This window comes from Streptomyces sp. ST2-7A (assembly GCF_021390475.1).
Taxonomy (GTDB): Bacteria; Actinomycetota; Actinomycetes; order Streptomycetales; family Streptomycetaceae; genus Streptomyces.
The window spans coordinates 63312-75647 of record NZ_JAJUWS010000009.1; the positions used below are offsets into that span (position 1 = coordinate 63312).

General features: G+C 73.5%; 5 protein-coding genes, 1 tRNA gene and 2 pseudogenes. 6 read left to right on the plus strand and 2 right to left on the minus strand.

Annotated elements, in window-relative coordinates; all coding sequences use genetic code 11:
- Positions 1 to 476: 476 nt before the first annotated feature.
- From tmk to LZF96_RS07915, 6 genes and pseudogenes are all read left to right on the plus strand, one after another.
- Complete coding sequence (gene tmk, locus LZF96_RS07890) at positions 477 to 3581, plus strand: dTMP kinase (RefSeq protein ID WP_233867743.1); 3105 nt, start codon at positions 477 to 479, stop codon at positions 3579 to 3581.
- Positions 3582 to 4031: 450 nt separating this feature from the next.
- On the plus strand, positions 4032 to 5078 hold the full coding sequence (locus tag LZF96_RS07895; RefSeq protein WP_233867745.1) for a nitrous oxide reductase family maturation protein NosD: 1047 nt from the start codon (positions 4032 to 4034) through the stop codon (positions 5076 to 5078).
- 216 nt (positions 5079 to 5294) lie between these two features.
- Positions 5295 to 6521: a DNA polymerase III subunit delta' gene (locus LZF96_RS07900; protein WP_233867747.1), complete on the plus strand. Its 1227-nt coding sequence runs from the start codon at positions 5295 to 5297 to the stop codon at positions 6519 to 6521.
- 136 nt (positions 6522 to 6657) lie between these two features.
- Positions 6658 to 8277 carry an alpha/beta hydrolase gene (locus tag LZF96_RS07905; RefSeq protein WP_233867749.1) on the plus strand — a complete coding sequence of 540 codons (1620 nt, stop codon included), beginning with the start codon at positions 6658 to 6660 and terminating at the stop codon, positions 8275 to 8277.
- A 158-nt stretch (positions 8278 to 8435) separates the two neighbouring features.
- A tRNA-Thr gene (locus LZF96_RS07910) sits at positions 8436 to 8509 on the plus strand.
- 839 nt (positions 8510 to 9348) lie between these two features.
- Positions 9349 to 9549 (plus strand): annotated as a pseudogene (locus LZF96_RS07915) (IS701 family transposase); the annotation flags it as partial.
- A gap of 88 nt (positions 9550 to 9637) precedes the next feature.
- Here the strand turns inward: LZF96_RS07915 and LZF96_RS07920 are convergent.
- Positions 9638 to 11218, minus strand: a complete 1581-nt coding sequence (locus tag LZF96_RS07920; protein WP_233867947.1) for an IS1182 family transposase — start codon at positions 11216 to 11218, stop codon at positions 9638 to 9640.
- 93 nt (positions 11219 to 11311) lie between these two features.
- Positions 11312 to 12309 (minus strand): annotated as a pseudogene (locus LZF96_RS07925) (IS5 family transposase).
- Positions 12310 to 12336 lie beyond the last annotated feature (27 nt).

Consider the following 12336-nt stretch of genomic DNA (forward strand, 5'->3'; position numbering starts at 1 on the left):
CACCGGCCCCGGCCCGGATTCCCTCCGGGCCGGGGCCGGGGCGCGTGTACCGCCCCTCACTCTTTGTTCGCTCCTCCACCCCGGTGTCCCGGTACCCATCGGCGCGACACGCCCGACCGGTACACCGCCCCCGGGGGCGTGAGGGGTGACATGCCCCACGTCGGCCCGCTCCCTCCGCGCTCCCGACCCCGCACCCGTCGGGCTCCCCCGCCCCGCTCGGCCTCCCCACCCGGTGGCCCGGAACGCGGTGGTGCGTCCGTTTCACACCCCCGTCCGGGGCACCGGCGCCGTTCGGCGCGCCCCTCCGGTCCGCTCCCGGCGCGAAGAGGATTTTCCGAGAGCGGCTTCCCGGGTCGCGCGCCCCCAACCACCCATCGGGAAGCCTGTTTCCCGACACTCCGTCACCCCGTCCCGATGGGCTGTCCAACCCCCGGGGACCTCGGCGGGGCGTCGGCCCCGGGCGCTACGCTGGCCGAATGACGCGAGCGGAGGAACCCGGGGCCGAGAGCCCCGCGGGTGGTGTCATCGACGAGGCACTGGCGACGGAGTCCCGGGGGCGTGCGCCCCGGGCGCTGTTGCGCGTGCCCGCCCTGCGCCGGCTGTGGGAGGCACGGCTCGCCGGCGGCGTGGCGGATGTTCTCGCCCTGCTGGTGCTGTTGGTGTTGACCTTTCAGGCCGCCGCCGTGGCCGAGGCGCTCGGCGGGGGTGAGCGCGGCGTCGTCATGACGCTCGCGCTGCTGCTCGCCGTCCGCATCGCCGGCGCGGCCCTGGTCGACACCCTGCTGCTCGAGCCGCTGGCCCGACTGGTCTCCGCCGACGGCCCCCTGGACCGCCGCTGGACCCTGATCGGCGCCGATGGCATCCGGGTGATCGCGCTGCTGCTCGCCCCGCTGTGGGTGGACTGGACGCCCGGCACCGCCTGGGTGTGGCTCCTGGTCACGGCCCTGGTGCTCGCCGTCGCCGAGCGGGTGTGGGCCGTCACCCGGGACGCCGCCGCCCCGGCGTTGCTGCCGCCCCCGCCGCCCGAGGGCGGTGCCGTCCGGCCGCTGCCCGACCGCGCCGCCGCGCTGCGTTCCCTGTGGACGCTCACCTCCTTTCTCGTCGTGCCGATCGCCGCGGCCGTCCTGGTCGTCGCGGCCCTGCTGAACAATCTGCTGGCCACCGGCATCAACTGGTTCGGCACCCACCAGGTCGCGATGGGCGCCTACGCCGCCGCCGGCCTGTTCGCCGCCTCCCTGGCCGTGATCGTCGCGATCGCCCTGCCGGGCTCCGGCTCCCCGCCCCCCCACTCCCCGCTCGCCGGTTGGCGCCGGCCCACCGGCGAGCCCGCCGGTGGCGGGACCGGCGGGGGGAAGGCCGAGGCCCCCGAGCGGGGCCGCACCGGCGCCGTGTCGGTGCTGCTGCTCGGCTGCGCCGCCGTGGCCGCCGCAGTCGCGGCGGCGGTGGCGGTGGCCTACCCGCACTCCCTGGGCCTGGGTGGAGGTCCCGTTCTCTTCGGCCTGACCGTCCTCGCGCTCACCGGCGGTGTGATCGGCGGTGTCCGGCTGGCCCCCGCCGTGCTGCCGACCGTGGGCCGCCGCCGGATGCCGGCACTGGCCGTCACGGCCGTCGGCATCGGCGTGTTCGCCCTCGGCATCGTGCCCGACGCCGCCACCGCCCTGGTCTGCGCGCTGTTCACGGGCCTGGCCGCCGGTGTCGCCGCCCGCACCGGCCACACCCTGCTGGACCAGGAGGTCGAGGAGGTCCGCCGCCTCCTCCTGACCCGGCACCTGCGCGCGGTGGTGTCGATCGCGGTGGCGGTCGCGGCCGTCCTCGCGCCGGTGATCGCCGCACTCATCGGCAGCCACCGCGTCGAGCGCGGCGACTTCGTCATCGCGCACGGCGGCGCCGCCTTCACTCTGATGATCATCGGCGCCCTGCTGCTGCCGGTCGGCGCCCTGCTGCTGCGCGGCGTGGACGATCGGCGCGGCATCTCCCTGCGCGCCGAACTCCGGGACGTGGTGCGTCCGCCGCGTCCCGCCGAGGCGCCCGCCGGCTCCGGGTTCTTCATCGCCCTGGAGGGCGGCGACGGCGCCGGCAAGTCCACCCAGGTGGAGGCGCTGTCCGAATGGATCCGGGCCAAGGGCCACGAGGTCGTGGTCACCCGCGAGCCCGGCGCCACCCCGCTGGGCCGACGACTGCGCGCCATCCTGCTGGACGTCTCCTCCTCCGGCCTCTCCGACCGGGCGGAGGCCCTGCTCTACGCGGCGGACCGCGCCGAGCACGTGGAGAGCGTCATCCGGCCCGCGCTGGCCCGTGGCGCCGTGGTGATCAGCGACCGTTACACGGACTCCTCCATCGCCTACCAGGGCGCCGGTCGCCGGCTCTCCGCCACGGAGGTCGCCCGCATCTCCCGTTGGGCCTGCGACGGGCTGGTCCCGGACCTGACGATCCTGCTGGACATCTCCCCGGAGACCGCCCGCGACCGCTTCACCGAGGCCCCGGACCGACTGGAGTCCGAGTCCGCCGAATTCCACACCCGGGCGCGCGCCGGCTTCCTCGCGCTGGCCGCCGCCGACCCCACCCGCTACCTCGTGGTCGACGCGGGTCGTGCCTCGGAGACGGTGACCACCGCCGCCCGCCACCACCTCGACCGGTTGCTGCCGCTCTCCGAGGCCGAGATCCGGGCCCGGGAGGAGGCGCGGCGCCGGGCGGAGGAGGAGCGCAGGCGCCTCGAGGAGGAGGAGCGCCGCCGCAAGGAGGAAGAGGAGCGGCTCGAGCGTCAGCGCCAGGAGACCCTCGCCCGGCTGCGCGCCGAGGAGGAGGAGCGCAAGCGCCTGGAGGAAGAGGCGCGGCGCAAGGAGGAAGAGGAGCGCCGGGCGGAGGAGGAGCGCAGGCGCCTCGAGGAGGAGGAGCGCCTGGCCGAGGAGGAGCGCAGGCGCCTCGAGGCCGAGGAGCGCGCCCGGCGCGAGGAGCAGGAGCGCCTGCGCCGGCAGAAGGAGGAAGAGGAGCGGCTGCGCGCCGAGGCCGAGGAGCGCCGCCGCGAGAAGCAGCGCAAGGCCGAGGAGGCCCTGCTGCGGGCCGAGGCCGAGCGCAAGCGGCGCGAGGAGCAGGAGCGCCGGGTCCGCGCCGAGGAGGAGCGGGTCCGTCGGGAGGAAGAGGAGCGCCGGGCCGCCGAGGAGGCCGAGCGCCGCCGCCGCGAGGAGGAGAGGCGCCGCGCGGAGGAGGCCCGTCGGGCCTCCGAGGAGACCACGCAGATTCCGCGTATCGAGCAGGACACCCGGACGCTTCCGGTGCCGCCCGGCACCGACGAACGGGTCGTCTCGCCCAACGAGGAGACGGCCGTGCTGCCGCAGGTGCCGTCCGGGGACGAGACACCCGCCGTGGACGAGACCGCCCGTCTGCCGGTCATCGAGGACCCCGATGAGACGCCGGAGGCGGCGGAGGAACGGCGACGCAAGCGGCGGGGTCGGCCCAGCTGGGCCGAGGAGACCCCGCTGGACGACGTGCCGACCCTCGCGGACGAACTCCTCGGCCCCTACGGGGGCGAGGGGAACGGTGGCGGGGACGCCGACCGGCCCCGACGGCGCGACGGTCGCTGAGCGGGGACGGGCGGCGAGCGGACGGGCCGGGCGCCGGAGGGCGCCCCGGCCTCCGGGAGGTACCGGGCCGGTGGGATCCACGGTGATCCCACCGGCCCGGCGTCGTTCCGACGCCGGGCCGGTGGTGCGGTGCCGGTCCGGTGCGACGTCCGTTGGTGAGAAGCGGTATCGGCCGGGGGACGGGGCCCGGGCGGTGCGGTGCCGGTCGTCGCCCCGAAGCGTCCGGGGAGCCGGCACCGCTCGTGGGCCCGGCGTCGTCCGGAGGCCGGTGCCGGCGTCGGGGGCGGGGGCGGGGGCGGGGGCGATCCGTGATCCGGACACCGGATGTTTCGGATCCCGGCGGGACGGCGGTCCGGCGGTCCGCCGTCCGGGTGAAACCGGAGATCCGATCAGCCGACATACCCTCATATCAATGCACATACGGGACAGCAGACGATACATCTGGCGAGCATGGGGCTCCCACCACGCACCTTTCCGTTCCTCCCGTCGGGCCCGTCCCGCCGCACCCGCCGCACCACTCCGGCCCCCGCCACCCCCGGCGACGGCGACCCGGCCGACGGCGGACCCGCGCGCCGTCCCGCCGCCCCGGCCGTGATCCTCACCGCCGTCGCCGCCCTCACCACGCTGGCCGCCCTCATCACCCTCGTCGGCTGCGGCGCCCTCAGCCCTCGTGAACGGGACATCCGCCCCGGCCCCACCGGGAGGCCCGCCGTCATCACCGTCCCCGGCGACACTCCCTCCATCCAGGCCGCCCTCGACGCCGCCGTCCCCGGCGACCTCGTCCTCGTCGGCCCCGGCGTCTACCGGGAGAGCCCGGTCCTGCGCACTCCGCGCGTGGTGCTGCGCGGCTCCGACCGGGGCACGGTGATCATCGACGGCGAACACCGCCGCGCCACCGGCGTCACCGTCCTCGCCGAGGAGACCGCCGTGGAGAACCTCACCCTGCGCGGCCACACCACCTCCGGCCTCACCGTGGTCGGCACCACCGGTCGTCCGCTGCTCGGCTACCGCGCCTCCTACCTCACCGTCCACGACAACGGCCGCCACGGCATCCGCGCCGTCCACGCCGGCCGCGGCGTCATCGAGCACTCCCACGTCTCCGGCCACGGCCACGCCGGCATCCGCGTCGAACACTGCGACCCCTGCGAGAGCGTCGTCCGCGACAACGTCACCGAGGCGAACACCATCGGCATCGAACTGGTGGCCACCGGCCACCCGATGACCGTGCGCGGCAACACCGGGGAACGCAACACCGCCGGCGTGCGCGCCCGGGCCCGGACCGCCGACGATCCCGGCCCGATCATCCTGGGCAACATCCTCCCCGACGCCCCGCGACCCTCCGAGGACGTCCGCGCCCTCGCACCGGCGCCCGCTCCGCCCTTCGCGGCCCCCGCCGCCGCGCCACCGCACGAGCCACCGGCCGAGCAACCGCAGCGTCCCGGTGACCCGGCCGGCCCGCCGCGCCCCGCCGTCGGCATCCCCGAGCAGCACCCCTGACGGGTTCCGTCGCCCCACCCGTGCCGTCGGGGTGTACCGACACTGTCGGACCCGTGCCCCACAATGGATCCCACCGGACACCATCGGGCCCGTGCTCCCGGCGGGCCCGACCATCCGGTGAACCGGCCGGGCCCGAGCGGGACGGGACCGGGTCGACCGAAGCGGGACAGAGCGGACGAGGACCCGAGAGGGACCGAAAAGAAGGGGGGCGGAGCCGTGTCGGTGTGGGACGACCTGGTGGGGCAGGACCGGGTGAGCGAGCAACTCCTCGCGGCCGCCCGCGACGCCGACGCCTTCGTCACCGCCGTCGAGCGGGGCGAGGAACCCGCGCTCACCGGTTCCGCCATGACCCACGCCTGGCTGTTCACCGGCCCGCCCGGCTGCGGTCGCGCCACCGCCGCCCGCGCCTTCGCCGCCGCGCTCCAGTGCCGCGGCCCCGACCGCGCCCTGGGCGGCGCCCCCGGCTGCGGCTTCTGCGACGGCTGCCACACCTCGCTCATCGGCACCCACGCCGATGTCGAGAACGTCCGCACCGAGGTCCTCACCATCGGCGTCGGTGAGACCCGCTCCCTCATCCGCCGCGCCCAGCTCTCCCCGGCCGGCGGACGCTGGCAGGTCATCCTCCTGGAGGACGCCGACCGCCTCACCGAGGGCGCCGGCAACGTCCTCCTCAAGGGCGTCGAGGAACCCGCCCCCCGCACCGTGTGGCTGCTGTGCGCGCCCTCCATCGAGGACGTGCTGCCCACCATCCGCTCCCGTTGCCGCACGCTGTCCCTGCGCACCCCGCCCGTGGACGCCGTCGCCGACCTCCTCACCCGCCGCGACGGCATTCATCCCGAGACCGCCGCCGCGGCGGCCCGCGCCACCGGCGGCCACATCGACCGGGCCCGCCGGTTGGCCACCGACGAACGCGCCCGCGCCCGCCGTGACGCGGTCCTCGCCATCCCCACCCGCCTCGACGACGTCGGCGCCTGCCTGCGCGCCGCCCAACAGCTCGTGGACACCGCCGCCGAGGACGCCAAGCAGCTCGCCGAGGAGCTGGACGGCAAGGAGACCGGGGAGTTGCGCGCCGCCCTCGGCGGCGCCGAGGGGAAACGCATGCCGCGCGGCACCGCCGGCGCGATGAAGGAGCTGGAGGAACGCCAGAAGCGCCGCGCCACCCGCACCCAGCGCGACGCCCTCGACCTCGCCCTCTCCGAGCTCACCGGCTTCTACCGCGACGTGCTCGCCCGGCAGTTCGGCACCGATGTCGCCGTCGGCGCCGGCCCCCCCGACGCGGTCGCCCGGATCGCCGCCGCCTCCCGACCCGAACAGACCCTGCGCCGCATCGAGGCCATCCTGGACTGCCGTCGTGCCCTGGACCGCAACGTCGCGCCCCTGCTCGCCGTCGAGGCCATGACCCTGTCCCTGCGCGACCCCCTGCCCGCCCGCGCCCGGAGCTGACCCCTGGTCACTTTCCGTACTCGTCAAAGGATTCGACGACCTCCCCGGAACCGTCCCGCCGAACCGGAGGCGCGACCTCCCCCGCCGTGCGGTTAGGCTCCTCCCACGTCGCCGTTCACCTCTCGCCGGGGGAGCCATGCCCGCCGCCCGCACGTCCCGCGCCGCCACCGCCGTCCTCACCGCGGCGGCGCTGCTGCTCACCGGCTGTACCGGCGCGCCCGACGCCGGGCCGGACGACTCACTCGGCGCCCCCGCCGGCCACACCGGGGACATCGGCGAGACGCCCGACGCCCTCGAGGACGTGCCCGAGGACCTGCTGCCCTACTACGAGCAGGAGATCACCTGGCGTGACTGCGGCGCCAGCGGATACCAGTGCGCCACCCTGAACGCGCCGCTGAACTACGAGGCCGTGGACCCCGCCGAGGACGTCCAACTCGCCCTGTCCCGGGCCCGGGCCGTCGGTCCCGCCGAGGAACGCCTCGGCTCGCTGCTCCTCAACCCCGGCGGCCCCGGCTCCTCCGCCGTCGACTTCCTGCAGAACCACGCCGGCACCGGCTTCCCCGCCGAGATCCGGGCCCGGTACGACCTCGTCGCCGTCGACCCGCGCGGCACCGGCGGCAGCGAGCCCGTCGAATGTCTCGACGACGCAGCCATGGACGCCTTCACCCTCGTCGACCGCACCCCGGACGACGACGCCGAGATCGACGCCCTCACGGCAGCCTTCGTCGACTTCGCCGAAAGCTGCCGGGAACGCTCCGGCCGGCTGCTGGAACACATCTCCACCACCGAGGCCGCCCGTGACCTGGACCTGGTGCGGGCCGTCCTCGGCGAGGAAAGCCTGAACTACTACGGCGCCTCCTACGGCACCCACCTCGGCGCGGTCTACGCAGACCTCTTCCCCGACCGCTCCGGGCGGCTTGTCCTCGACGCGGGGATGGAGCCGCGTCTGGACACCCTGACCACCGACCTCATGCAGGCCGCCGGGTTCGAGGCGGCGCTGCACGAGTTCGTCGTCGAGTGCGTCGGGTACGAGGACTGCCCCATCCTGTCGATCGACGACATCGCCGACCTCCTCGACGCCCTGGACGCAGAGCCCCTGCCCACCGGCGAGAGCCGGCCGCTGACCGAGTCCCTCGCCACCACCGCCATCGCCCGCGCGCTGTACAGCGAGACGGCCTGGCCCCGGCTGCGCGAGGCGCTGGCCCCGGCCGTCGCGGTCGCCCTCGACATCGAGGAGATCGACCTCGGGGATTCCGGGGACGACTCCGGCGACGCCCCCGGCGCGCCGCTGCTGCGCCTGGCCGACGAGTACCACCGCCGCGACGCGGTCGGCGCCTACGGCACCGTGAACTTCGCCTTCCCCGCCATCGGCTGCCTGGACCGTCCCGCCGACCTCACCACCCCCGAGGACGTGCTCGGGGCGCTGGACGAGTTCGAGGAGATGGCGCCGATCTTCGGCCGCGAGTTCGCCTGGGCGTCGCTGCTGTGCGGGATGTGGCCGGTGGACGCCACCGGTGAACCGGGGCCGATCCGCGCGGCCGGCGCCGACCCGATCCTGGTCGTCGGCACCACCCGCGACCCGGCCACGCCGTACGCCTGGTCCGAGGGGCTGGCCGAGCAGTTGGAGTCCGCCGTCCTGCTGACCCTCGACGGCGACGGCCACGGTGCCTACGGCACCGACGAGTGCGTCGACGCCGCCGTCAACGCCCACCTCCTCGACGGCGTCCAGCCGGAGCCCGGCACCACCTGCCCCTGACACCGGGGCCGGGGGCCGATGCCCCGGAATCCCGAGGTCCGGGGCAGCGGGGCCGAGCCCCGCCACCGACCCCGGTGCGGGGTCCGGCCGACCCGCCGCCCGGCACCCCGGGTGTGCCGGACCCACCGCCGGCGCTGTGTAGACTGGCCCCGGCACATGCCGCCTTAGCTCAGTCGGCCAGAGCGACGCACTCGTAATGCGTAGGTCAAGGGTTCGATTCCCTTAGGCGGCTCTCCCGAAGGCCAGGTCAGACACCCTCTGACCTGGCCTTTCTCGTGTCTCCGACCTGACGCCCAGTCGACTCCGCCCCCTTTTCCGGGCTCGACCGGGGCAGGGGTGGCCAAGGGGTGGCCATCAGCGCGACGCGCGTGCACAGGGGGGCCGGGATGCGTTCCGCACGGTCGCCTTCCAGCCTCCTCGTTCTTGTATGACTCCGACAACCCGGGCCGTAACCTGGAGCGGTGACCGATATCCGCGCCACGCCGGCCTTCAGGAGCCTCACGGCCCGGATCGACGCCGTGTTGCTGACCCGGGGCCTTCAGGTCGAGCCGACCGCCGTGCGGGGCGTGCTCGCCCACATGGTCACCGTCACCGCCGAACGGATCGGTCTGGACGAGGAGGAGGCTCTCCACCTCGTGTCCCCGGAGACCGTGGCGGACCTCATCGTCCGCGCCGCCGACGAACGGCTCGACGGAGCGGAGGACGTGCACGCCGTCCGCCCGGTCCGCGTCGACGCACGCACCGTCCCAGTCGACCTCGGCACGCTCGGTCGCCTCGTGATGGCCGCCGCCCAGGCAGGCAAGTACGCCGCCACCAACCACGACGGCCGGGCAGCCGCCCACCTGATGGACCTGGCCACTGAACTCGGCGCCGCCCTCATCACCGACAATGGCCCCTTCGTCCCCGTCGGACTCCTGGACGAACTCGCCGATCACCTCGACAGAACCATCGCCCGCATCGAGAAGGGCGAGTGGAGCATCTGCCCCTGCGGCGAAAACCACGACCAGGACGACGTGGACACCGGAGCTGCCCGCACCATGCGCCACGATGCCACCCTCACCCGCAGCCACCGCACTCGAACACGACCAGCACCAGGCAACCAGCGAGCTGATCCCGCTGACCCGCAACGAGATCCAGCACCTCTTCACCACACTCGTCACCACTGTCGTGCACGACACGGCACACCGACTTCGCTGGTCACAGTGGCGACGACGCCACCAAGCCAGGGCCCAGACCGCCCACTACCGTCGGCAGAACAGCCAGCCAGCATGAAGATCAAGATCTACGGCTGGAGTACTAGAAGACTCATGAAGATCTTGCTGAGGGGCTGTCCGGCCGAAGGGCGGGGCGGCTCCTTGGTCTATGTGGTGGCTGGATTGATCGTCCAGGTGCTGCCTGTTCGGGTGAGTCCGAGGTTGATCAGTCGGCGGAGGTTGAGGGCTGCTGCTCGGGTGTGGAGCCAGGTGTTGTTGGCGATGGCGCCGCGGTAGCGGAGTTTGCGGTTGTCGTGCTGGACGAGCCAGGCGACGGCGCGTTCGACCGGTGGTCTCCAGCGTCGGTAGTCGGCTTGCCAGTCGGGGTCGGTGGCGGCCTGGTCGCGGGCGGCTGCCTGGAGGTCGTGGTGCGGGCGGATGGTCAGGATGCGTCCGGCCTTGGCCTTGGTGCACCGCTCGCGCAGGGGGCACCCGGTGCACAGGTCCTTGAAAGCGGCCTTGCGCTGCTGGTGCTGTCCTCCGGGCTCGGAGAGAGGGACGGTGTGTCCGGCCGGGCAGGTCACGGTGGCCGTGGTGGTGTCGATGCGGAAGTCGTCCAGGGTGAAGCCGCCGGGAACGGCGGCCCGCAACGGAGCGGGCTTGAGGAACAGCCGGTGCCCTGCCTCGTCGAGGGCCTGGCGGGCCTCGCCGGTAGAGTAGGCCGTATCACCGAAGACGTCCACCGGGTCTTCCTCCCCGGCGAGCAGGTCGACGCCGACGGCGGCCTCGTGGTGCTCGCTTCCGGCGCCAGGGGTGAGGGCGACGGCGGTGTATAACCCGGTCTCGGGCTCGACGGCCAGGTGGGCTTTGAAGCCGTCCTGCTGATGGCTGCGGGTCTTGTGCACGTGCCGGGCCTCGGGGTCGACGGTGGAGACCATCCGGTCGTAGGCGGTGCCCCGGGTGATGCGCCACCGTCCGTCGCGGCCGTCGGAGTCCTCGGCCGGCTCCACGTCTTGGCCTGTGACCAGGGCCAGCAGGCCGACCGCGTTCGCCGCCTTCTCACCCAGTTCCTGCTCGGGCAGATGTCCCAGCAGCCTGAGCGCGTCGGTGACCAGGGCGTCTACCAGAGTCTCCCGGGCGGCCTGGTCGTTCCAGGCGATGCGGGGCTTGCCCGGATCGGTGTAGTCGTGGGCCGTGCACCGCACCGCGGCGACCTCGGCGGCCCCGGGAACCTCGCGGATCACTGCCCGGACGGCGGCGATCAGCCGGGTGACGGTGTCCTGCGTGGCCACCGCGTCGTCCAGCACCGTGGAATCCAGTGCCCGCCGGTGCTTGCCCCTGAGGACGCCGGTGGCCCTCACCACCTCTCGCACGGTTTCGAACACCCGGTTGGGCCGGACGGAGCGGGAAAGACGGCGGCGGAAGTAGGCCAGCAGCGACGGATCGAACGCCATGTCGTGCAAACCCAGCCCGCACGCAGCCTTCCACCGCAGGTCACAGCGCAGTTCCTGGACCGTTTCGAAGTCCGACAGCCCGTGCAGGGCCTGCAGTGTGATCGCGGTGGCCAGGATCTGCGGCGGCATGCTCGGCCGCCCGTTCGCCGACGGATACATGTCCGCGAACATGTCCGCCGGAAACAGCGCACCACGATGCTCGGCCAGGAACGCGAACACGCTCCCCGCCGGGATCAACTCCCAGCACGTCTCCCACACATCCGGCCCGACAGTCTCCCCGGCCCATTCCCCCATCACCACAACAAAGAGTCTGGCCCCGCCGCTCATGCGGCGGGGCCAGAACCCCAAGATCTTCATGAGTCTTCTAGGGCGTGTTCCGGGTTCGGATCAAGTGGTGGGGCGGAGGCTGCGGAGCCAGATGATCGATCCGCGTAGGTGGAGTCCGGCGAGGTAGCTCGTGGGTGTCTTGTCGTAGCGGGTGGCCAGCCCTCGCCATTCCTTGATCTTGTTGATGCCGCGCTCGACGGTGTTCCTCTCCTTGTAGAGCTCGGCGTCGTGGGAGAGCGGGCGGCCGCCCTTCGAGCCTCGCTTCTTGCGGTTGGCGGCCTGGTCCTTCTTCTCCGGGATCACCGCCTGGATCCGTCGTTTACGCAGGTAGGACCGGTTCGTGCGGGATGAGTACGCCTTGTCTGCGGAGACGGCCCCAGGGCGGGTGCGGGGCCGGCCGACCGGCCCACAGACCCTGACTCGGTCGAGAACCGCGGGGAAACGCGGACTGTCGGCTGCCTGTCCCGGTGTCACCACGAACGACAGCGGGCGGCACAGCTGGTCGGTGGCCAGGTGCGTCTTGACCGTCAGCCCACCTCGTGAACGCCCCAGCGCGGCAGTTTTCAGGCGGGCTTTGCGGCGGCGGTGCATCCGTCGCCGTTCGGCACGTAACGCTTCCTCGACCGGGTCGCCTTCGGCCGTCACCTGGGCGGATTGTCCCTTCTCTGAAGCCCTTTTTCCTCCTCGGCCGCTCTCACCAGCTCGTCCAGGAGCTCGGGGTCGACGGCCATGCCGGCCGCGTGGTGATGCGCGCGTGCGACGGTGGAATCGACGCTGACCAGGTCCAGATCGGCCTGTCCGCGCCAGGCCGCCTCGGCGATCATCCGCTCCATCAGCCTCTCGAAGGTGCCCGCAAGCGCCCATTTCTGGAAGCGGCCGTAGACGGTGGACCAGGACCCGTAGCGTTCAGGGATGTCGCGCCACGGGCTCCCGGTCCGGAACCTCCACATCACCGCGTTCAACTGTTTACGCAGGTCAGGGATCGGCCCACTCACGCCGAGCGGCAGATGCGGCTCGAACAACTCCCACTCTGCATCCGTCAGATCGCCTCGCGTCACCCCGGATGTCTACCGTCCCGGGACCCT

Bases quoted from the DNA above. Each gene is read 5' to 3' on its own strand.
- tmk (WP_233867743.1), top strand. From the start codon at position 477: ATGACGCGAGCGGAGGAACCCGGGGCCGAGAGCCCCGCGGGTGGTGTC.
- LZF96_RS07895 (WP_233867745.1), top strand. From the start codon at position 4,032: ATGGGGCTCCCACCACGCACCTTTCCGTTCCTCCCGTCGGGCCCGTCC.
- LZF96_RS07905 (WP_233867749.1), top strand. From the start codon at position 6,658: ATGCCCGCCGCCCGCACGTCCCGCGCCGCCACCGCCGTCCTCACCGCG.
- LZF96_RS07920 (WP_233867947.1), bottom strand. From the start codon at position 11,218: ATGGGGGAATGGGCCGGGGAGACTGTCGGGCCGGATGTGTGGGAGACG.